Genomic DNA, 20,897 nt, shown 5'->3' with positions numbered 1-20,897 from the left:
ATGAGCGCTCCCCGGGCGCGGCGACGCGACAAGCTGGACCCGGACCCGGCGGTGCGCCGCGAGATTCTGGTAGCCGCGTCAACAACGCTGCGCGAGCAGGGAGTTCGCGGATTGAGCATTGCCGCGGTGCTGGACCGCGCCAAGTTGAGCACCCGCGCCTTCTATCGGCATTTCGACTCCAAGGATGAGCTGGTGGCCGCGGTGTTCCTGGACACCGCGCGCGCGGAACGGCGGCGACTGCAACGCCGAATGTCGGCCGCCGCAACAGAGATCGAAGCCGTTGCGGCGTGGATCGACGGGCGACTCGACCTTGCGTTCGACGAGAACATCAAATCCGATCTGCGGCGGCTGTCGCTGGAAGCTCAATCGCAGACCTTCGCCTCGCCCGGGCTGGTCCAGCCCGCATACGCGGAAATGCTCAAGCCGCTCAGCGCAGTGCTGCAGCGCGGACAGCAGGCCGGGGTGTTCCGCCGCATCGACCCGGTGACCGACGCCGAGTTCATCCACGGTGTGGTGTGGGCGAGCACCAACCGGCAGTGGCGGACCGGAAATTGCGACCGTGACAAAGTCCGCGCAGACGCCCTCCGTTTCTGCCTGCGTGCGTTGGGCGTGGCACCCGAAGCGGTCGATCAAGTCTGCTCAACCGACTGACCGAAGGAGTATCGATGGACCTGGGTTTCACCGGCTCGACGGCCGTGGTCACCGGCGGCAGTAAGGGTATGGGACTGGCCATCGCCGAAACCCTCGCGGCCGAGGGGGCCCGGGTGGCCGTGATGGCTCGTGGCAGAGGGGCGCTCGACGCCGCGGTGGAATCGCTGCGCCAGGCTGGCGCTCCCGACGCCGTGGGGATCAGCGTGGATATGGCCGACGCCGAGTCCATCACTGACGGCTTCACGGCCGTCTCGGAGCGCTGGGGCCACCTCAACAGCCTGGTTCACACGATCGGCCCGGGCGACGGCTATTTCGAGCAGATGGACGACGCCCAATGGGAAGAGGCGTTCACCCTTGGCACGATGTCGGCTGTGCGATCGATCCGCGCCTCGTTGCCGCTGTTGCGCTCCGCCGACTGGGCGCGCATCGTGACGCTGTCCGCACACTCGATTCAACGGCAGAACCCGCGCATCGTCGCCTACACCGCATCGAAGGCCGCACTGGCCAGCGTCACCAAGAACCTCTCGAAGAGCCTTGCCAAGGACGACATTCTGGTCAACTGTGTGTGCCCGGGAACCATCGTGACGGCCAGCTTCACGGAGGCCCTCAAGGACATCCTGGCCGCCGATGGCCTCGACGCCACCGATCCGGTCGACGTCATGACCTGGATCGACAACAACTTTCACCAGCCCTGCGACCTCGGGCGTGCCGGACTTCCCGAAGAGGTCGCTTCCGTCACCGCCTACCTGGTGTCGCGGCGAAACGGCTATGTCACCGGGGCGACCGTAAACGTCGACGGCGGATCGGACTTCATCTGACGCCGGTCCGGCGAGCAGACGCAGAATCGCATCGGACGGTGCCTTCGCGTGCGATTCTGCGTCTGCTCGCCAGGGAACTAGCCCTCCAGGTCGCCTTCGGTTTCCAACAGCGCCTGGCGCAGCCGGGCGAGGGTGTCGGGCTGCGGCTCTTCCCACATGCCGCGGCCGGCGGCCTCCAGCAGCCGTTCGGCCATGCCGTGCAGCGCCCACGGGTTGGATTCGGCCATGAACTTCCGGTTCTCGGGATCCAGCACGTAGCGCTCGGTGAGCTGTTCGTACATCCAGTCGGCCATCACCCCGGCGGTCGCGTCGTACCCGAACAGATAGTCCACGGTCGCCGCCATTTCGAACGCGCCCTTGTAACCGTGCCTGCGCATCGCCGCCATCCAGCGCGGATTGACGACGCGGGCGCGAAACACCCGCGTGGTCTCCTCGGACAGCGTGCGGGTGCGGATCGCGTCGGGCCGGGTGTTGTCGCCGATATAGGCCGCCGGCGCCTGGCCGGTCAGCGCCCGGACCGTGGCCACCATGCCGCCGTGGTACTGGAAGTAGTCATCGGAGTCGGCGATGTCATGTTCGCGGGTGTCGGTGTTCTTGGCGGCCACCGCGATCCGCCGGTACTGGCGGTTCATGTCGTCGATCGCCTCGCGGCCGTCCAGGTCGCGGCCGTAGGCGAAGCCGCCCCACGCGGTGTAGACCTGCGCCAGGTCGGCGTCGTCGCGCCAGTTGCGGCTGTCGATCAGCTGCAGCAGCCCGGCCCCGTAGGTGCCCGGCTTGGAACCGAAAATCCTTGTAGTGGAGCGTCTTTGATCGCCATGCTGGGCCAGGTCGGCCTGGGCGTGTGCGCGCACGTAGTTGTCCTCGGCCGGCTCGTCGAGGCCGGCGACCAACCGCACCGCGTCGTCGAGCATCGTCACCACGTGCGGGAAGGCGTCCCGGAAGAAGCCGGAGATCCGCACGGTGACGTCGATCCGGGGGCGGCCCAGTTCGGCCGGCGGGATCGGCGTGAGGCCCACGACGCGCCGCGAGGCGTCGTCCCAGACGGGCCGAACGCCCAGCAGTGCAAGCACTTCGGCGATATCGTCGCCGGCGGTGCGCATCGCCGAGGTACCCCACACCGACAGCCCAACCGATTGCGGCCACCGCCCGTGGTCGTTGCGGTAGCGGGCCAGCAGCGAATCCGCCAGCGCCACACCGGCTTCCCAGGCCAGCCGCGACGGAACCGCCTTGGGGTCGACGGAGTAGAAGTTGCGTCCGGTGGGCAGCACGTTCACCAGGCCACGCAGCGGCGAGCCCGAGGGACCGGCGGGGATGAAGTGGCCGTCGAGCGCGTTGAGCACCTGGTCGATTTCGGCGGCGGTGCCGGCGAGCCGGGGCACCACCTCGGTGGCCGCAAACCGCAACACTTTTGCCGCGTCCTCGTTCCCGGTGATCCGTTCGGCGGCGTCGGGATCCCATCCGCTGGCCTGCAGCGCAGCGACGAGTTCGCGGGCTGCGGCCTCGGTGTCATCCACCGCCGATCGCTCGTCGGTGCCGTCCTCGGCCAGGCCCAACGCCTGCCGCAGGCCGGGAAGGGCGTGCTCGCCGCCGAACAGCTGGCGGGCCCGCAGGATGGCCAGCACCAGGTCGAGTTCGGCTTCACCGGTTGGCTTTTGGCCCAGGATGTGCAGGCCGTCGCGGATCTGCACGTCCTTGATCTCGCAGAGCCACCCGTCGACGTGCAGCAGCATGTCGTCGAAGGAGTCCTCCGGCGGGCGCTCGGTCAAGCCGAGGTCGTGGTCCATCTTGGCGGCCCGGATCAGCGTCCAGATCTGCTGACGGATGGCGGGCAGCTTGCCGGGATCGAGCGCGGCGACGTTGGCGTGCTCGTCGAGCAGCTGCTCCAAACGGGCGATGTCGCCATACGTTTCGGCGCGCGCCATCGGCGGGATCAGGTGGTCGACCAGCACCGCGTGCGCCCGCCGCTTGGCCTGGGTGCCCTCACCCGGGTCGTTGACCAGGAAGGGGTAGACCAGCGGCAGGTTGCCCAGCGCGGCGTCGGATCCGCAGGCCGCCGACATGCCCAGCGTCTTGCCGGGCAGCCATTCCAGATTGCCGTGCTTGCCCAGGTGCACTATCGCGTGCGAGCCGAAACCGGAGTCCAGCCAGTGGTAGGCGGCCAGGTAGTGGTGGCTGGGCGGCAGGTCCGGGTCGTGGTAGATCGCCACCGGGTTCTCCCCGAAACCTCGGGGTGGCTGCACCATCAGCACCAGGTTGCCGGCTTGCATTGCGGCGATAACGATTTCACCCTCGGGGTCGTTGGTGCGATCCACGAAGAGGTCGCCGGGCGGCGGGCCCCAGTGCTGCGTCACCGCGTCGGTCAGCTCCGCGGGCAGCGTCGAGAACCAGTCGCGATAGTCCTTGGCCGACACCCGGATCGGATTGCCGGCCAGCTGCCCGTCAGTGAGCCAGTCGGGGTCTTGCCCACCACGCTCGATCAAGGCGTGGATCAGGGCGTCACCGTCGTTGGCCTCGACACCGGGCAGCTCACCGATCTGATACCCGCGCTCGCGCATGGCGCGCAGCAGCGCGACCGCGCTGGCCGGGGTGTCCAGGCCCACCGCGTTGCCGATGCGGGCGTGCTTGGTCGGGTAGGCCGAGAACACCAGGGCCACCCGCTTGTCGGCGGGGGCGACGTGCCGCAGCCGGGCGTGCCGGACCGCCAGACCCGCGACCCGGGCGCATCGCTCCGGGTCGGCGACGTACGAGATCAACCCGTCGTCGTCGATCTCCTTGAAGGAGAACGGGACCGTGATGATGCGGCCGTCGAACTCCGGCACCGCCACCTGGGTAGCGACGTCGAGCGGGCTGAGCCCGTCGTCGTTTTCGCTCCACTGAGCACGAGCGCTGGTCAGGCACAGCCCCTGCAGGATCGGAATGTCCAGGGCCGCCAGGTGTTCGACGTTCCAACTGTCGTCATCTCCACCGGCGGACACCGCGGCCGGCTTCAGTCCCCCGGCGGCGAGCACGGTGACCACCATCGCGTCGGCGTCACCCAGCCGTTGCAGCAGTTCGGGTTCGGCGGTGCGCAGCGACGCGCAGTAGACGGGCAGCGGCCGCCCCCCGGCGTCCTCGATGGCCCGGCACAGCGCCTCGACGTAGCCGGTGTTGCCGGCCAACTGCTGCGCGCGGTAATACAGGACGGCGATCGTCGGACCGCCGGCGTCGGCGGTGGGTCGCTCCAGCTCGCCCCAGGTCGGCGTGACCACCGGCGGACCGAACCCGAACCCGGTCATCAGCACGGTGTCGGACAGGAAGGCATGCAGCTGGCGCAGGTTCTCCACGCCGCCGTGCGCCAGGTAGATGTGCGCCTGCACCGCGATGCCCGCCGCGAGGGTCGACAGGCCGGTCAGCTCGGCGTCGGCGGCTTGCTCGCCGCTGACCAGCACCGTCGGCACGCCGCTCGCGATCACCGCGTCGATACCGCTCTGCCACGCGCGGTAGCCACCGAGGATGCGCACCACGACGATCGCGGCGCCGGCCAGCAAATCCGGCAGTCCCCCGCGAGCGGGAGGTGCCCCCACGCCTTCATCCAGGCGCGACGGGTTCGCCCACCGATAGTTCTTGCCGCTGGAACGGGCGCTGATCAGGTCCGTGTCGGATGTCGACAGCAGCAGGATGGTTGGCTCAGCCACTCCTCATTCGTACAGCAGCGTCGCCGCGATGCGGGCGGCGACCTCACCGGCCACCCGCACCGCCTCTTCGCTCGTGCCCGGCTCGTAGCGATCCGCGGCGCGGTCATAGTCGGCGCCGGCGATGGACCCGTGATCGGCCGGCAACTCCACCAGTTCGACCGGCCAGCCGACCCGTCGGAGGCCGGCGGCGAAGTCCCTGCTGGCCGCGACGGGGACGACGTCGTCGGCCGGCCCGTGCAGCAGCGTGAACGGCGTGCCGATGCGCCGCGCCGCGAGGCCCTCGGTCACGCGACGACCGAAGATCGGGTCCGGGACCATGAAGGCGCCCGCGAGGCAAACGGTGTGCGCCAATCGCGCGTCGCCGCCGAGGGTGACCGCAGCCGCGGCGACACCTCCCATCGACCACCCGACGAGGACGATCGCGTTGCCCTCGCCCGCGCGCTGCTGGGCGAAGTCCAACGATCGCAGCAGGTCTGCGCGCCCGCCGTCGTCGGCGTGGGAGTTCCAGTCCGGTGCCACCACCGCCGCGCCGCGCCCGGCGAGCATGCCGGCGAGCGGACGGAAGGCGCCGCGGGCGTCGATCTGCATGCCGTGCCACAGCAGCACGGTGGGCTGGGCTGGATCGCCGTAGACGTCGGCGCACCGTCCCGGTCCGTACTCGACCGTCCGCACCGCACAAGTATGCCCGAGCAACAGTGCGCCACAGAGATGCCCCACACCGCGATACAGCATGTATCATGGGTTGATACATGCTGTATCGCGGTGACGACGAATCGCCCCTCCATTCGATTAGTTAGGGATTGCCGGCTTCGTAACTCGCTGTACTGCCATTGCGCAGAAGCTCACCCGGTGAGCCCAAGCGCCGGGAAACACGCATAGCAACAAGCCCAGCTCGGAAGGAACATCAGTAACATGGTCGACGTCGCGCTTACGCGTATCGGACGCCGCACGCTCTGGACGGGCGGACGGCCGGTCGAGCCGCAGGAATCCCAACCGCCGGCCGACCCTGACGGCAACTTCGATATTGCGGCGCCCTCCGCCGGCGCCCTGGCCGACTTGGCGCCGCGCCCACTCTTGCGCCGGAACCCGCGTCCGGGCGGGATCGAACACAGGATCGAGCGCGCTGATTTCAGTCTTATAGACCTGTTCGGCCACGTCGGAGACGGCGGCGGATTGTTCGGGACATGACGCGTCGCTCGCTACGGTGCTTATAGCCGAGCCAGCCCGGCAGCCAGGTCCGCCGTCATGGGACCCTGGCGAGCCACCATTAACCAATTCCCCAGCGGGGTCGGCGACGGCTGGCCCGTACCGTGGACGGGTGGCCAGGACGCGCAACAGCGACGCCTGCCCGGGCGCGCTGCAGGTGCACCGGGCGGCCGACGGCGCCCTGGCGCGGATCCGGCTGCCCGGCGGTGCGCTGACGGCCGCTCAACTCGCCGCGTTGGCGCGGGTGTCCAGCGAACACGGTTCGGCGACGCTGGAGCTCACCGCGCGGGGCAACCTGCAGGTGCGTGGAATCACAGACGTGGCGGCGGCGGCGCAGGCGATCGCCCGGGCCGGCCTGTTGCCCTCGGAGACGCACGAGCGGGTCCGCAACATTGTGGCGTCCCCGCTGTCCGGCCGGGCCGGCGGCAATGCCGACGTGCGGCCGTGGGTGGCCGAACTGGACGCGGCGATCTGCGCCGAACCCGGCCTGACCGGGCTCGGCGGCCGGTTCTGGTTCGGCTTGGACGACGGGCGCGGCGACGTGTCGGGCCTGTGCGCCGACGTCGGCGTGCACGCGTTCCCCGAGGGCTGCGCGCTGCTGCTGGCCGGGCGCGACACCGGTGTCCGGCTCAGCGCCGACGAGGTGGTCGAGACGCTGGTCGTCATCGCGACGCGCTTTGCGGCCACGCGTGGAACCGCTTGGCGCATCAAGGAATTGGACGATATCGCCAGCCTGCTGCCCGGCGTCGAACTCGGCGCCGCCCCCTTCCCCGCGGTCACCCGGGCGCCGGTGGGCTGGATCAACCAGGACCGGCCCGGTTCAGAGGGCCGAGTGGCGCTCGGCGCCGCGGTGCCGCTGGGGGTGCTGCCCGCCCGCGTCGCGGAGTACCTGGCGGCGATCGAGGCGCCGGTGGTGATCACGCCGTGGCGGTCGGTGCTGGTGTGCGATCTCGACGAGGCCGTCGCCGACGTCGCGCTGCGGGTGCTGGCGCCGTTGGGTCTGGTGTTCGACGAGAACTCGCCCTGGCTCAACGTCAGCGCCTGCACCGGCAGCCCCGGGTGCGCGCACGCGGCCGCCGATGTCCGGGCCGACGCCGCCCGCGCGCTGGACGCGGATTCGGGAGTGCATCGTCACTTCGTCGGCTGCGACCGCGCCTGCGGCAGCCCGCTCGCCGGTGAGGTGCTACTGGCGACGACCGGCGACGGATACCGCCAGCTACGGTAATCGGGTGCTCGACTACATCCGCGACGCGGCGGAGATCTACCGCCAGTCGTTCGCGACCATCCGCGCCGAAGCCGACCTGGCCCGGTTCCCGGACGACGTCGCGCGCGTGGTGGTCCGGTTGATCCACACCTGCGGGCAGGTCGACGTCGCCGAGCACGTCGCGTTCACCGACGATGTCGTCGACCGGGTCGGCGCCGCCCTGCGCGACGGCGCCCCGGTGCTGTGCGATTCGTCGATGGTGGCGGCCGGGATCACCGGTGCGCGGCTGCCCGCCGGCAACGAGGTGGTGTCGCTGGTGGCCGACCCGCGCGCCCCGGAGCTGGCGGCGCGCCGGCACACCACCCGGTCGGCCGCCGGGGTGGAGCTGTGGTCCGACCGGCTGTCGGGCGCCGTGCTGGCGATCGGCAACGCGCCAACCGCACTGTTCCGGCTGCTCGAGCTGATCGACGAAGGGGTGCCGCCGCCGGCCGGCGTGCTCGGCGGCCCGGTGGGGTTCGTCGGTTCGGCACAGTCCAAACAGGAGCTCATCGACCGTCCCCGCGGGATGTCGTATCTGGTGGTGCGGGGCCGCCGCGGCGGCAGCGCGATGGCCGCCGCCGCCGTCAACGCGATCGCGAGCGACCGCGAATGACCGCTGCGGCCAATCGGAGAGGCACGCTCTGGGGCGTCGGCCTGGGGCCCGGCGACCCGGAGCTGGTCACCGTCAAGGCGGCCCGGGTGATCGGCGAGGCCGACGTGGTGGCCTACCACAGCGCCCGGCACGGCCGCAGTATCGCGCGCGGCATCGCCGAGCCCTATCTGCGGCCTGGCCAGATCGAGGAGCACCTGATCTACCCGGTGACCACCGAGGTGACCGACCATCCCGGCGGCTACGCCGGCGCGCTCGAGGACTTCTACGTCGAGGCCGCCGCACGCATCGCCGCCCACCTCGACGCGGGCCGCAATGTGGCGCTGCTCGCGGAGGGTGATCCGCTGTTCTACAGCTCGTATATGCATCTGCACACCCGGCTGACGGAGCGGTTCGACGCCGTCATCGTGCCGGGTGTGACGTCGGTGAGCGCCGCCTCCGCGGCGATCGCGACCCCCTTGGTCGCCGGTGACGAGGTGCTCTCGGTGCTGCCGGGCACCCTGCCCGTCGCCGAGCTGACCCGCCGCCTCGCCGACGCCGACGCCGCCGTGGTGCTGAAGCTCGGTCGCTCGTATCACGCTGTGCGCGAAGCTCTTTCGGCTTCCGGACAGCTCGACGACGCGTATTACGTCGAGCGGGCCAGCACGGCCGGGCAGCGTATCCTGCCCGCCGCCGACGTCGACGAGGCGGGCGTGCCGTACTTCTCGCTGGCCATGCTGCCGGGTGGGCGGCGTGGGCGGCAGCCTTCGCCGGCCGGCGGCGTCGCGGTGGTGGGCCTGGGGCCCGGCGACGCCGATTGGATGACGCCGCAGAGCCGGCGCGAGCTGGCCGCCGCCACCGACCTCATCGGCTACGGCGGCTACCTGGACCGCGTCCCGGTTCGCGACGGCCAGCGGCGTCATCCCAGCGACAACACCGACGAACCCGCTCGCGCCCGCCTGGCCTGCGCGCTGGCCGAGCAGGGACGGTCCGTCGCGGTGGTGTCATCGGGCGATCCCGGGATCTTCGCGATGGCCACCGCCGTATTGGAAGAGGCCAAGGAATGGCCGGGAGTGCAGGTGCGGGTCATTCCGGCGATGACCGCCGCGCAGGCCGTCGCCAGCCGAGTCGGGGCTCCCCTGGGCCACGACTACGCGGTGATCTCGCTGTCCGACCGGCTCAAGCCGTGGGAGATCATCGCCGAGCGGTTGGCCGCCGCGGCCGCCGCCGACCTCGTGCTGGCCATCTACAACCCGGCCTCCAAGGCCCGGACGTGGCAGGTTGCCGCGATGCGGGACCTGCTCTTGGAACACCGCGAACCCGGGACCCCGGTGGTGGTCGGCCGCAACGTTTCCGGCCCCGACGAGGACGTGCGCGTGGTGCGGCTGGCCGACCTGGATCCCGCCGAGGTGGACATGCGCTGCCTGCTGATCGTCGGTTCCTCCCAAACGCAGTGGTACCCGGGCGATTCCGGCGACCGGGTGTTCACGCCGCGGCGGTATCCCGTCGGCTAGGTGTCGCCACCCCAGCTGCTGGGCATCATCGGCATGGCGGGGCCGTCGCCCAGCCCGCCGCGGGTCAGCGTCGCCAGCCCGGCCGGTTGGCTGACACCGGATCTCGCTGCGGCCCCGGCGAATCCGAGCGGCCCCCCGTCCTCGAGAGAGGCGCGCACGGCGTCGAAGCCCTCCTCGTCAGCATCCAAATCCTGTTCGAGATCCATGAATTCGTAGCGGTAGGCGCGGTCGGTGGCGGTACCGGCGCGGCGTCGTCGCGCCCGCGCCTTCCTCTTGGCCCCTGCGGCCGCCGCGGCCGCCTCCGGCGCATCGACGTCGTCGGGGGCGGGCTCCTCGGCCGTGCGCCGCGCCCGGCCGCTGGCGCTGCCGCGGGCCGCCAGCCCCGACAGCGCCGCGGCGTACAGGGCGTCCGACATACCCGCGCCGATGCCGTCCGTGGCCGTCGGCCCGAAGCCCACCCCGGGTCCCCCGCCGGTCGGTCCACCCCCGGCGGGTGTGGCCACGGTCGACGCGGGGCTGCTGGACATCGTCGGGGCGTTGCTCACGCTCGCCGGAGCGGTGGTGATGGCCGGAGCCGGCGCGGACGCCATCGGCGCCGGGGAGGCCGCGGGCGCGGGCAGCGGCGCGGCGACCGAGAGCGGGGCCGCGACGCTCACCGCGGTGACCGCGGCCGCCGCGCCGCCGGCCGCGGCGGCGCCCAGGACGGACACGACCATCGGCGCCAACACGACGGCCATCTGGATGGCGGCCTGCATGAACGGCCAGAAGATCATCAGCGTGTGGAAGATCGCCCAGCCGAGCGCGCTGGAAAGGGCCGGCGAGAATCCCAGCTGACCGAAGAACGAGGCGAGGCCGTTGACGAACGGCACCGGTGGGAACGGCCAGCCGCCGGGGTTGAGGTCCTTGGACACCGGCCAGGCGAAATTCCTGGTGTACTGCTGCAGCCAGGCGGTGAGCTGGTCCTGCCAGGACGGATAGGTCTGGGTGGCTTGCTGCTGGGTGACGGCGGCGTGCGCGGTCGCCACGCTCGCCTCCGCGCCCGGAGCCACGATCGGCGGTGCGGGCGTGCTGGCCGGGACCGCCGCGAGGCTGGATTCGGCCGCCACCTGATACGTGGTCATCGTCGTGGCGGCCTGCACCCACATGCGCGCGTAGTCTGCCTCGTTCACCGCGATCGGAACGGTGTTGATGCCGAAGAAGTTCGTTGCCACCAGCGCCGCGTGGGTCGCATGGTTCGCCGCGAGCTCCGGAATCGTCGGCATGGCGGCCAGCGCCACGGTGTACGCGCCGGCCGCCATTTCGTGCAACGCGGCCGCGGTCGCGCTGGTGGCGGAGCTCTCCTGCAGCCAGGCCAGGTACGGCGCGTGGGCCGCGACGTACTGTTCGGCGCTGGAGCCTTCCCACGCACCGCCCTGCACGGCGCCCAGCAGCGCGCCGAGTTCCGCTGCGGCCTCGGCGTATTGGCCGCTCATCGAGGACCACGTCGCGGCGGCGGAAAGCAGCGGTCCGGCTCCGGGACCGCTGCTGAGCAAGGTCGAGTGCACTTCCGGGGGGAAGGCGATCCAGATCGGGGCGGTCATCGTCGGGGGCCTTCGGGCACGAATACCTCTTCGGTGAATGTCAAAGGTGGGCTGGCGCTGCTGATGTTCAGTGGTCGGTTTGCCGGACGGATTAGTTCCCGGCGGTCCGTCTCGAATGCTCTTTGCACCCGAACCGGGCATGCGCAACGATGCAGGGATGCGGTGTGACGCGGCGCGTGAGGCGCTTTCGGCTCGACTGGACGGCGAGCGTCCCCAGGTGCTCGCGCAGCAGGTCGACGCTCATCTCGAATCGTGCCGGCGTTGCCGCACCTGGCTGATCGGCGCCGCGGCCCAGACCCGCCGGCTGGCCGGCGTTGAGCCGGGCGACGGGCCCGACCTGGTTGCGCAGATCATGGCGAGCATCGGCGAGGAATCCTCCGGGCGCCAGCGCAGGATGCGTTGGCTGCGCAAGCACTACCGCCGCTGGGGCCTCATCGGTGTCGGCTTGTTCCAGGTGGCGATCGCCGCCGCACAAATCGGCGGCATCGACTTCGGGATGGTGTCGAGCCATATGCATGGCGCGATGTCCGGCGAACATCTGATGCACGAGTCCACCGCCTGGTTGCTGGCGCTGGGGCTGGCGATGGTGGCCGCCGGCATCTGGCCCGTCGCCGCGATTGGGGTGGCGGCGATTACGGGCGTCTATTCGGTCGCGCTCCTGAGCTACGTGGTCGTCGATGCCTTCGCCGGCGAGGTCACCGCGGCACGCATCGCCAGTCACATGCCGCTGCTGTTGGGGCTTGCCTTCGCGTTACTGGTGGCGCGGGAACGGGTGAGGTCGGACAGAGCGGGCGCGTCCGGGGCAACCGACGACGCCGTCTGGCCGGCAGAGCCGCCCGCCGCACGAGGGCGCGGTCACCTGTGGCCCATCAACCGATCGGCTTCCGACCCCGCCACCGAGTCTACGACGGGTCGTCGTAGACTCGGTGAGCCCGCGAGACAAAGGTGGTTCGCCATGATCGCGCCCAGCGATGACGAGGCCGTTACCGAGCTCGCATTGGCAGCCGCGCGCGGGAACGACAGGGCGCTCGAGGCTTTCATCAAAGCCACCCAGCAAGACGTGTGGCGGTTCGTGGCGTATCTGTCGGACGCGGGCAGCGCCGACGACCTGACCCAAGAGACGTTCTTGCGCGCGATCGGCGCCATCGAGCGGTTCTCCGGGCGCTCGAGCGCCCGGACCTGGCTGCTTTCCATCGCGCGCCGCGTCGTGGCCGATCACATCCGCCACGTCCGGTCGCGGCCCCGCGCCGCCCTCGGCGCCGACCCGGAGCTCGTTCTGCGCGGCGATCGCCACGCCCGCGGTTTCGAAGACCTGGTCGAGGTCACCACGATGATCGCGAACCTCACCGCCGAGCAACGAGAAGCCTTGCTGCTCACCCAGTTGCTCGGGCTGTCCTATGCCGACGCAGCAGCGGTGTGCGGCTGCCCGGTGGGCACGATCCGATCCCGGGTGGCACGCGCCCGCGACGCGCTGCTGGCCGCCGACGCCGAGCGCGACGACCTGACCGGCTAATCCAGTCCCGTCAGCCATTCGGCGGCTTGCTCGACGCTGCCCACCACGCTCACCCCGGCCGGCAGCGGCGGCCGGGCCACCATCACCACCGGAATGCTCAATGCCGCCGCGGCGTCCACTTTCGCCCGCGTCATGTTTCCTCCGCTGTTCTTGGTGACCAAGGCGTCGATGCGGTGCTCCCGCAGCACGGCGACCTCGCCGTCGTAGTGGTACGGGCCGCGGGATAGCAGCAGCTGGTGACGGTGGGGCAGCGACGCGGGATCGGGTTCGGTGACGGCGCGGATCAAAAACCACGCGCCGCTGCCCGCGAAGGCCCTCGTCCCCGAACGTCCGGTGGTGAGGAACACCCGCGAGAAGCCTTCCTTTGCAACGGTTTCGGCCGCCTGGGTGTCGGATTCGACGACGATCGCATCGCCAGGCTCCCACGCCGGGCGGGCCAGCACCAGGTGCGGGATCCGCAACTCGGCGCACGCCTGGGCGGCGTGTGCGGTCATGGTCGCCGCGAACGGATGGGTCGCGTCGATGACGGCGTCGATGCCTTCCTCGAGCAGCCAGCGCTGGAGCCCCTCGACGCCGCCGAAGCCGCCGATGCGTACCGGGCCGACCGGCAGCGCGGGGTCGGGCACCCGGCCCGCCAGCGAGCTGACGATGTCGACGTGCGGGTGCAGGGTTTTCGCCAGCGCGCGACCTTCGGCGGTGCCGCCGAGCAGCAGCACGCGCATCAGTGCCCGCTCCCCCGCGTCCGCCCGGCCGAATACAGGTAGCTGTCGGTGAATCCCTCGGCGGCCAGCACGTCGCCGACGACGATCACCGCCGTCTTGGTGATGCCGGCCCGGTGCGTCTGCGCAGCGATGTCGGCGAGCGTTCCCCGCAGCACCACCTGTTGTGGCCAACTCGCGAAAGCCACGACGGCGGCGGGTGTTTCGGGCCGATAGCCGCCTTCGAGAAGTTGCGGCACGATGGCATCGATCTGCGCCGCGGCCAGGTGCAGGACCAGCGTGGCGCCGGAGCGGGCGAGGGTGCCCAGGTCTTCCCCGGGCGGCATGGCCGTCGACAGCGTGGCGACCCGGGTCAGCGTCACCGTCTGCGCGACACCGGGGACCGTGAGCTCGCGCTTGAGCGCGGCCGCCGCCGCGGCGAAAGACGGTACGCCGGGCACGATTTCGTAGTCGATGCCCAGCGTGTCGAGCCGGCGGCATTGTTCGGCCAGCGCGCTGTAGAGCGACGGGTCACCGGAATGCAGGCGCGCGACGTCGTGGCCGGCGGCGTCGGCGCCCGCGATTTCGGTGATGATCTGCTCGAGTGTCAGCGGGCCGGTGTCGATGACCTTCGCCCCGGACGGGCACAGCGCCAGCAGGTCGTCGGGCATGATCGATCCCGCGTACAGGCACACCGGGCACGTTTCGAGGAGCCGCTGGCCGCGGACCGTGATCAGGTCGGCGGCGCCCGGGCCCGCGCCGATGAAGTACACCGTCATTTCGTCACCGACCACTGGGTGACCGGCATCTGCGGGCGCCATCCGGTGAAGCCACCGAGCGGCTCGCCGTGGTAGTGCTGGAACCGTCGCAGCTGGCCGCCGAGACGCGAATGCGATTGTGCCAGAAGCGCTTCAGATTCCGCGGTGACCGCGTTGGCAACGAGGCGGCCGCCGGTCGGCAGGCCGGCGAGGCACGCGTCGAGCAGGCCGGGTTGGGTGAGTCCGCCGCCGATGAAGACCGCTGACGGTGGCTCGAGGCCGCCGAACGCGCCCGGGGCGTCGCCGTGGACGTCGATGCCCACACCGCAGGCCGCGGCGTTGAAGGCGATGTTGCCGCGGCGTCGTTCGTCGCGCTCGAATGCGGCTGCGCTGCAACCGGTTCCACTCAAGCACCACTCGACGCTGATGCTGCCGGAGCCCGCGCCGACGTCCCACAGCCGCTCGCCCGGGCGTGGCGCCAGCGCCGCCAGCGTCACCGCGCGGATGCCGCGCTTGGTGATCTGTCTGTCATGACGGAACGCGTCGTCGGGCAGCGGCGACAGCCGTTCCTCGGGCAGGTAGCGGATGGCGATGACGTTGAGGTCGTCGACGTGTTCGGGCGCGTCCCGCGCCCATTGCCGTGCCGTGCTCTCCCGGCGCCGTTCGGTTGGGCCACCGAGGTTTTCGAGGATGCTCATCTCGGAGTCGCCGCGGCCGTGGTCTTGCAGCAGTGCGGCGAGCTCTTGCGGCGTGGCCCCGTTTCTCGACAGCACGATCGCTTGACCGCCGCGGCGCACCGCGGTGTGCAGTGGCGCGGTGACGAGGCTGATCACCTCGGTGTCGTGGGCGTTCCAGCCCATCCGCGCACACGCCAGCGTCACCGAGGACACGTGCGGCATCACCCGGACGTGTTCCAGGCCGTACAGCCGGATCAGCGTGCCCCCGATGCCGTGCATGAGGGGGTCGCCGCTGGCCACCACATGGATGTCTTCGGGGTGGCGGTCTCGCAGGGTTTGCAGCGCGGGCAGCATCGGCGAGGGCCACTGCCGGCGCGGTGCGGCCACGGTGCCGTCGAGCAGGTCGAGCTGCCGTTTGGATCCGTAAATTACTGTGGCCCTTCGCAGTTCATCGCGAGAGGCTTCCGCGAGCCCCGCCATGCCGTCGGCCCCGATGCCGACCACGATGATCATGAGCGCCGTTCCTCCCCCTCGCTCCGCTCTGCATCGTCACCGGCGCGGATCATCGCGGCATCCTGCGCCACACAAACTGCGGCAGCAGCCGCATCACCGCAGCGGCGGGCCCCAGCGCCCAGGGGATCCACACGGTGCGTCGGCCCTTGGCCAGCGCACGGGCCGTGGCCCCGGCCACCTGTGCGGGCGTGCTGGACAGCGGCGCGGGATCCATGCCTTGCGTCATGCGTCCGATCACGAATCCCGGGCGGACGATCAGCAGTTTCACGCCGGTGCCGTGCAGGGCGTCGGCCAGGCCGCTCGCGAAGCCGTCCAGGCCGGCCTTGGCCGAGCCGTAGACATAGTTGGCGCGACGCACCCGCGCGCCGGCGATCGAGGAGAACACCACCAGTCGGCCCTTTTCGGCCTGGCGCATGGCGGCCGCCAGATAGGTGAGCATGCTGACCTGGGCGAGGTAGTCGGTGTGCACGATCGCGACCGCGTGTGCGGCGTCGGCCTCGGCGCGGGCCTGGTCGCCGAGGATGCCGAAGGCCAGCACCGCCGTGGTGATGGGTCCGTGCTCGGCGACGACCGAGTCGACCAGCGGACCGTGCGACGCCAGGTCGTCGGCGTCGAACTCGACTGTGCGCACCGTTTGGGCCCCGGCGGCTTTCACCGCGGCGACCTGCTCGTCGAGTTGGTCGGCCTTGCGCGCGGCCAGCACCACCGTGGCCCCGGGCGCCAGGAGCCGCGCCAGCTCGATGCCGATCTCGCTGCGGCCGCCCAGGATCAGTACTGGGCCTGCGCCCGTGTCGTCCACGGCTGCGATTATGACCTGCGCTAGCGTGAGCGTTGATGGCGAATACCACTACCCGGCTCACCGACGATGCGCTGGCGTTCCTGTCCGAACGGCATCTGGCCATGCTGACCACGCTGCGAGCCGACAATTCACCGCATGTCGTGGCGGTCGGTTTCACGTTCGACCCCAAGACGCACATCGCGCGAGTGATCACCACCGGCGGTTCGCAGAAAGCGGTGAACGCCGACCGCGGCGGCGTGGCGGTGCTCAGTCAGGTCGACGGCGCGCGGTGGTTGTCGCTGGAGGGCCGGTCCAAGGTAAACACCGATGTCGACGCTGTCCGCGATGCCGAGTTGCGGTACGCCCAGCGTTACCGGACCCCGCGACCGAATCCGCGGCGGGTGGTCATCGAGGTGCGAGTGGAGCGAGTGCTGGGGTCTTCCGGGTTGCTGGACCGGGGCGAGACGTAGGCCACGCCCGCCGACATATCGGACCGTTGCTAACTGCCCTTCCTCCGAGGGTCGTACTCCGTCCCTGAAATGTCATCCCAGAACTTTGGCGAGACATCTGTCGCCCTGTCTTCCGGAGCAACAGCGTTTACTTTCTGCTCAAATTCATCGAAAGCTCTGCGTGCCTCCGCCAACTCCGCTTTCGTCGGCGGAGTCACGCCAGCCTCTTCTGGCGTAGAGAAGATCTTCCCGGCGATTTTCCTCATGACGCCGTATCCCGCTTTCTCCTCACCTCTGGCGCTCAGTTGAGTTCTTTCACATGCCGTCATACAGGCGTTCCTCGGTTACTCCCGGGCCTCTGCAAGAGTAGGTCGTCGTGCTCGCGCCTCCGGCATGCTTCGACGAAGTCGAGTGCATCGGCCGGATCACGCAAAAATTGGCGATATTGATTCGGCGTCAACTCATAATATTCCTCGTAATCCACGATACCGTTGCTCACCGCTATCGACAGGTAATAGCGACACGATATCTTTTCAATGCCAATAGAATATTGGTACACGGGCGAAACGTATTCGTCCTCAAATTCCAATTGTCGAAACTTTCGAGGTCAATGAAAAGGCGAATTTACCTCGCAACAAAGCAAGCATCGAGATTTAGTTTTATGACGAATTTTTCGAATCTCGCACGCCAAAGAGCGGCTTACCGCCGGGAGACAGATAGGAATCCTCTATCGTCCTTTCAGTCGCATCCAAATAATGAGATAACTCGACAAGGTCTTCCACACCCGCAATAGCCACAACCATCCCTGACTGATCAACCAACGCGTGGCGTTCTCGTCCGGCAAATTCTCGTTTGCTGATGCTGTAGCCCGGCCGCAGCTCGTCGCGTCGAAACGGGATCTTTAGTCGCGGGAGATTCTCGCCTCGGGCGGATCCCCCAAACAATCCGTACAGGTATTTTTCCACTACCGGCATCGTTCGTCCCGCGAAATCGTACGCTTCGGGCCCCATACGATCAGAGGATGTGACGACGTACCACCCATCATTGACGCCAATGAAGTATCGGGCTTCGCCGCCGGTGTTCCAGATGATCGTTCGACCATCGTTCGTTTGGCTTCCCTGAACCATACCCAAGTCAGCGCGACGAATCCACCTTTGTAGGTCGGGAGAGAGATCCACGGAGCCTGTCATCACTCCAAAACTCCTCGCTCTATGAGCTTGTCAATTATTTGTACTTTTCCATCCCCATCGAGTACCCGAACTTGGATCGACCCACCCTCTTGGCCCACTCCAGGCCCGACCTCCGATACTTCGATGGTCCAGTCTTCCGGTAGCTCGCCGAAGGTGTAGCTGTGGTAGGGGTCGCGGAGGCTGCTGACGTGGAGAGCCCTCTGCTCCCATGAAGCCGGTTGGCCATCTTCCATGACGGCTAGATACTTACCATTAGTTTTGCCGACCCGATCGACGAAAGAGCCATAGTCTCGCAGGAAGGATGCAGCATTGGTGTAGGCAACCCGCGTCCCCGGGACGGCACCGGCATTGAGGGGAAATTTAGACCAATTCTGGCCTTCTGGCCCTACGTCATTGAAGCGTTCTGCGTATTCCTCTTCGGCGTAAGGATGACCTTGCGGGTCACGACCAAATGGTGCTTCGGGGTCACGAATGAGCTTCGCCACGTCTTTATCGATCTTCGAAGGATCAACCGGATCGTCAGCGAAATCCCAGTGTTCATTCAGCGGTTCCCCGTAATGCGGGTCAAGAGGCTCATCCGGTAACCGATGCCACCCATCTCCCGCAGGCTCGTGCGAATGCACAGGGTCCTGGCGTTGACCGCCTGGATGTCCACCATCACCCGGGCCCTTTGAGCCATCGCCGTCGTGAGGGCCCGCCTCCCCGCGGTCACCAGGTGAATCTCCGTAGCCATTCCCTCGCCGGCCGTCGCCGCCCGGTGGTTGTCCGTCCGGCTTACCGCCGGCCGGATGGCCGTCGCCGGGCCCCGGTGGTTCTCCGCCGTGCGGCGGCTGGCCGTCCGGCGGACCGGCGCCCCCGGGACTGTGCCATGCGCGCCCCGGGGCTGGCATTTCCGCAGGGCGACCGCCAAATGCACCGAAATGCGGTGCAGCCATCGGTGCAGAGGAAGGCGCGGGGGCTGCAGAAGGAGGGGCCGCAAATCGTGGAGCGCCGGCATTGCCCGGGGCGGTGTCAACCGGCGATGCGCTCGGCGTTACCGGTGCACGCGCCGGCGAGTGTTCGGCTAGCTGCGCAACACTCCCGGGCACACGGTCGCCCGCACCGGCGGGTAGGGCCGTCGGAGCTGACTCGGGTGCCGTAGCCGGCATCGGTTCGCGCGGATCAGCCACGGAAGAGGGCACCGATTCATGGGGACTTTCCGCCGCCGACACCGGTTCTTGGGGACTCGCAGGAGGAACCGATCCTGGTTCATGTGGGACCCCGCCCGCAGGTGCAGCAGGAGCGGGAGCCTCGGCCGGCACTGGTGCCGGGTCGTGCGGACCACCGGCCGCAGGCGCCGCCACCGGCTCATGTGGACCGCCGCCGGTGCCGGGTCCCGGAGCCTCGGGAGCGGACGGCCCCGGCACGCCAGTTGGATCATGCGCACCCGGCGCAGCATCGGGCGGGTGTGGTGTCGCCTCGACGGGCGCCTCGAGTGGCTTGCCCGCCGGTAGACCGACAGGAGTACCGCCGGCGGGCGGAGCTTTGATTTCCGGCAGGTCCCCGGTGGCGCCTTCGAGGTCCTTGGTCACGTCGCCGCCGGCCTTGGTGATGTCGGTCAGCGCGCCACGCGCTCCCGCCGCGCCTTCCCCACCGGCACGCCCAGCAGCCCCACCCGCGGCCTCCGCCTCTTCCTCTGCGCCACGTGCGGCGGCACCCGCACCATCGGCCGCCGCACCTGCCTCACCGAGGCCCGGGGCGATCAGCGTGACGCCGTCGAAGAGGACTTCACCGGCGCCCAATCCCGGCCGAGCCGTAGTCCAATCCTTGGCGTGCACAAGGCCTTTCAGCTCCTGCAGCCTCGCATCCGAAAATTCTTCGGGATTGACCGCGGCATTGATCAAACTTTCTTTCCAGGCATTTTTCACTACGCCCGTCCAGGTGGCGGCCGCACCCTCGGGGTCGGCAGCGATCCAGTGCGGGCTCAGGTCGACGAGGCCCAGCCCCACGCCGACCGCACCTTTGAGGACACCGGTATAGCCATTGATCCACGTGTCGGCGACGGTGGCGACGGGGTTACCGACGTCGTCTCCCAGGAATTGGACCAGCCCGCGGCGCGCGTACTTCTCGCATGTGACGACCGCGCGATCGGCCTCTTGCACGAGGAACTTGATCGCCTCCTCGCAGGCCCTGGCTTCCTGCCCAAGGTGCTGCAGCACTGCGTTGATGTCCTTAACGATCTGTTTGATCTCATCCCAGGCGTCACCGTCGATGATGAGCATGACGTCGTGACCGAGGTCGCCCAGGGACTCGATCCGGCGCAACAGATCCCGGATCGCGGTTTGGGCGTGGTCCACCCTGTTCGCGAACGTGTCGATGGTACGGGCCAGTGAGCCGCACAACTCGCCGATAATCGCTGTCGACGAGCCGATTTCGCTCAAAGCGTTGTCGATCTTCTCGCCTTCAGGAATGTGTTGGCTGTCGAACAGCGTCTTCGATGCGTTGAGAGTTCCCTTGACACCTTCTGCCGCCGCACCGAACGCACGCCAACGAGATGCAGCCGCACGCAGACCCGCCACATCACCATCGGGCCATGCCTCGAGGACAAACGATTGCACGAGCGCCCACAGCGGTGGGGGCGGCTGGCCTGGCCCCCACGTCCCGGGCGGCCCCGGCGCGGCAAGCTCGGCCGGCGGGGACGGTGGCTCCAAAGCTCCGCCTCCACCGCCCAGCGTCGAAGCCGCCTCGACGTGGGAGTAGTTCGACGCGCCTTGCTGGATGACGGCCCCGCTTTTGCGGCAAGCGTTGACGGCGGCAGCGGCCGCCTTCAGCACAGACTCGGCCTTCTCCTGATACGCCAAGCCGAACACCTCGCCGGCCCGGTCAACACCGGTGTGCGCCGAAAAACCGGCGGTCAGCACCGCCAGATTCGCCGCCAACCCCTCACCGGCGGCCTGCACCGCACTACCCGCAGCGAACATCGCCTCGGGGTCGACGGACAACGGAGCCACGCGCGAAATTCTCGTCGAGACCGCGCGCAGAAGCTACTCACCCAATGATGGCTTTG

The 20,897-nt window shown here is 69.1% G+C and carries 18 protein-coding genes and 1 pseudogene; 9 read left to right on the top strand and 10 right to left on the bottom strand.

Features of this window, described 5'->3' with window-relative positions:
* Positions 1-651, top strand: coding sequence for a TetR/AcrR family transcriptional regulator (locus AWC03_RS07330; protein WP_085239854.1), 651 nt, complete (start codon positions 1-3; stop codon positions 649-651).
* A gap of 14 nt (positions 652-665) precedes the next feature.
* Positions 666-1,469, top strand: a complete 804-nt coding sequence (locus AWC03_RS07325) for an SDR family NAD(P)-dependent oxidoreductase (protein WP_085239853.1) — start codon at positions 666-668, stop codon at positions 1,467-1,469.
* Between the two features lie 77 nt (positions 1,470-1,546).
* Here AWC03_RS07325 and cobN read toward each other — a convergent pair whose 3' ends face one another.
* Positions 1,547-5,143: a cobaltochelatase subunit CobN gene (cobN, locus tag AWC03_RS07320; protein ID WP_085239852.1), complete on the bottom strand. Its 3,597-nt coding sequence runs from the start codon at positions 5,141-5,143 to the stop codon at positions 1,547-1,549.
* A gap of 3 nt (positions 5,144-5,146) precedes the next feature.
* Positions 5,147-5,815, bottom strand: coding sequence for an alpha/beta hydrolase family protein (locus AWC03_RS07315; RefSeq protein ID WP_249025838.1), 669 nt, complete (start codon positions 5,813-5,815; stop codon positions 5,147-5,149).
* A 240-nt stretch (positions 5,816-6,055) separates the two neighbouring features.
* Between AWC03_RS07315 and AWC03_RS07310 the strand changes: the two genes are divergently transcribed.
* From AWC03_RS07310 to AWC03_RS07295, 4 genes are all read left to right on the top strand, one after another.
* A complete protein-coding gene (locus AWC03_RS07310) occupies positions 6,056-6,331 on the top strand; it encodes a hypothetical protein (protein ID WP_085239850.1) in 276 nt (91 codons plus the stop codon).
* 130 nt (positions 6,332-6,461) lie between these two features.
* Positions 6,462-7,574 carry a precorrin-3B synthase gene (cobG, locus tag AWC03_RS07305; protein WP_085239849.1) on the top strand — a complete coding sequence of 371 codons (1,113 nt, stop codon included), beginning with the start codon at positions 6,462-6,464 and terminating at the stop codon, positions 7,572-7,574.
* Between the two features lie 4 nt (positions 7,575-7,578).
* Positions 7,579-8,205 (top strand): precorrin-8X methylmutase, encoded by a 627-nt coding sequence (locus AWC03_RS07300; protein WP_085239848.1) that lies wholly within the window; start codon positions 7,579-7,581, stop codon positions 8,203-8,205.
* Positions 8,202-9,695: a precorrin-2 C(20)-methyltransferase gene (locus AWC03_RS07295; protein WP_085239847.1), complete on the top strand. Its 1,494-nt coding sequence runs from the start codon at positions 8,202-8,204 to the stop codon at positions 9,693-9,695. The genes AWC03_RS07300 and AWC03_RS07295 overlap by 4 nt, the downstream gene beginning before the upstream one ends.
* Here the strand turns inward: AWC03_RS07295 and AWC03_RS07290 are convergent.
* The gene (locus AWC03_RS07290) at positions 9,692-11,275 is read right to left on the bottom strand and encodes a PPE family protein (RefSeq protein WP_085239846.1); all 1,584 of its coding nucleotides are present in this window, start codon (positions 11,273-11,275) and stop codon (positions 9,692-9,694) included. The two genes, AWC03_RS07295 and AWC03_RS07290, sit on opposite strands and share 4 nt — an antisense overlap.
* A 115-nt stretch (positions 11,276-11,390) precedes the next feature.
* On the opposite strand from AWC03_RS07290, the pseudogene AWC03_RS28090 reads away from it, so the two are divergent.
* Positions 11,391-12,068: pseudogene (locus tag AWC03_RS28090) on the top strand (DUF2275 domain-containing protein); the annotation flags it as partial.
* Between the two features lie 162 nt (positions 12,069-12,230).
* Positions 12,231-12,788: an RNA polymerase sigma factor SigC gene (gene sigC / locus AWC03_RS27785; protein ID WP_244275501.1), complete on the top strand. Its 558-nt coding sequence runs from the start codon at positions 12,231-12,233 to the stop codon at positions 12,786-12,788.
* Here sigC and AWC03_RS07280 read toward each other — a convergent pair.
* From AWC03_RS07280 to AWC03_RS07265, 4 genes are read right to left on the bottom strand one after another with little or no spacing between them, the layout of a single operon-like run.
* Entirely contained in the window at positions 12,785-13,510 is a 726-nt protein-coding gene (locus tag AWC03_RS07280) for a cobalt-precorrin-6A reductase (protein WP_085239844.1), read from the bottom strand. The genes sigC and AWC03_RS07280 overlap by 4 nt on opposite strands.
* Positions 13,510-14,265, bottom strand: coding sequence for a precorrin-4 C(11)-methyltransferase (gene cobM, locus AWC03_RS07275; protein WP_085239843.1), 756 nt, complete (start codon positions 14,263-14,265; stop codon positions 13,510-13,512). Before cobM ends, AWC03_RS07280 begins: the two co-directional genes overlap by 1 nt.
* Positions 14,262-15,434: a precorrin-6y C5,15-methyltransferase (decarboxylating) subunit CbiE gene (gene cbiE / locus AWC03_RS07270; RefSeq protein WP_085239842.1), complete on the bottom strand. Its 1,173-nt coding sequence runs from the start codon at positions 15,432-15,434 to the stop codon at positions 14,262-14,264. Before cbiE ends, cobM begins: the two co-directional genes overlap by 4 nt.
* A gap of 49 nt (positions 15,435-15,483) precedes the next feature.
* Positions 15,484-16,233 (bottom strand): decaprenylphospho-beta-D-erythro-pentofuranosid-2-ulose 2-reductase, encoded by a 750-nt coding sequence (locus tag AWC03_RS07265; protein WP_085239841.1) that lies wholly within the window; start codon positions 16,231-16,233, stop codon positions 15,484-15,486.
* A gap of 35 nt (positions 16,234-16,268) precedes the next feature.
* On the opposite strand from AWC03_RS07265, the gene AWC03_RS07260 reads away from it, so the two are divergent.
* Positions 16,269-16,682, top strand: a complete 414-nt coding sequence (locus AWC03_RS07260; RefSeq protein WP_085239840.1) for a F420-dependent biliverdin reductase — start codon at positions 16,269-16,271, stop codon at positions 16,680-16,682.
* Between the two features lie 304 nt (positions 16,683-16,986).
* Here the strand turns inward: AWC03_RS07260 and AWC03_RS27780 are convergent, their stop codons facing one another.
* From AWC03_RS27780 to AWC03_RS07240, 3 genes are all read right to left on the bottom strand, one after another.
* On the bottom strand, positions 16,987-17,250 hold the full coding sequence (locus AWC03_RS27780) for a hypothetical protein (RefSeq protein ID WP_085239838.1): 264 nt from the start codon (positions 17,248-17,250) through the stop codon (positions 16,987-16,989).
* Between the two features lie 70 nt (positions 17,251-17,320).
* Complete coding sequence (locus AWC03_RS07245; protein ID WP_085239968.1) at positions 17,321-17,851, bottom strand: TNT antitoxin family protein; 531 nt, start codon at positions 17,849-17,851, stop codon at positions 17,321-17,323.
* Positions 17,851-20,841 carry a TNT domain-containing protein gene (locus AWC03_RS07240; protein WP_085239837.1) on the bottom strand — a complete coding sequence of 997 codons (2,991 nt, stop codon included), beginning with the start codon at positions 20,839-20,841 and terminating at the stop codon, positions 17,851-17,853. Before AWC03_RS07240 ends, AWC03_RS07245 begins: the two co-directional genes overlap by 1 nt.
* Positions 20,842-20,897: the final 56 nt, after the last annotated feature.

Origin of the sequence: Mycobacterium europaeum, assembly GCF_002102155.1 — a bacterium.
Lineage (GTDB): Bacteria > Actinomycetota > Actinomycetes > Mycobacteriales > Mycobacteriaceae > Mycobacterium > Mycobacterium europaeum.
The sequence above is the reverse complement of the archived record's forward strand: the minus strand, read 5'-3'. Positions and strand labels throughout refer to the sequence as shown.

What these genes read in the sequence shown, in the direction of transcription:
- AWC03_RS07330 (WP_085239854.1), top strand. Translation starts at nt 1, where the DNA reads ATGAGCGCTCCCCGGGCGCGGCGACGCGACAAGCTGGACCCGGACCCG.
- AWC03_RS07325 (WP_085239853.1), top strand. Translation starts at nt 666, where the DNA reads ATGGACCTGGGTTTCACCGGCTCGACGGCCGTGGTCACCGGCGGCAGT.
- cbiE (WP_085239842.1), bottom strand. Translation starts at nt 15,434, where the DNA reads ATGATCATCGTGGTCGGCATCGGGGCCGACGGCATGGCGGGGCTCGCG.
- cobM (WP_085239843.1), bottom strand. Translation starts at nt 14,265, where the DNA reads ATGACGGTGTACTTCATCGGCGCGGGCCCGGGCGCCGCCGACCTGATC.
- AWC03_RS07290 (WP_085239846.1), bottom strand. Translation starts at nt 11,275, where the DNA reads ATGACCGCCCCGATCTGGATCGCCTTCCCCCCGGAAGTGCACTCGACC.
- AWC03_RS07245 (WP_085239968.1), bottom strand. Translation starts at nt 17,851, where the DNA reads ATGACAGGCTCCGTGGATCTCTCTCCCGACCTACAAAGGTGGATTCGT.
- sigC (WP_244275501.1), top strand. Translation starts at nt 12,231, where the DNA reads ATGATCGCGCCCAGCGATGACGAGGCCGTTACCGAGCTCGCATTGGCA.
- AWC03_RS07310 (WP_085239850.1), top strand. Translation starts at nt 6,056, where the DNA reads ATGGTCGACGTCGCGCTTACGCGTATCGGACGCCGCACGCTCTGGACG.
- AWC03_RS07295 (WP_085239847.1), top strand. Translation starts at nt 8,202, where the DNA reads ATGACCGCTGCGGCCAATCGGAGAGGCACGCTCTGGGGCGTCGGCCTG.
- AWC03_RS07260 (WP_085239840.1), top strand. Translation starts at nt 16,269, where the DNA reads ATGGCGAATACCACTACCCGGCTCACCGACGATGCGCTGGCGTTCCTG.
- AWC03_RS07280 (WP_085239844.1), bottom strand. Translation starts at nt 13,510, where the DNA reads ATGCGCGTGCTGCTGCTCGGCGGCACCGCCGAAGGTCGCGCGCTGGCG.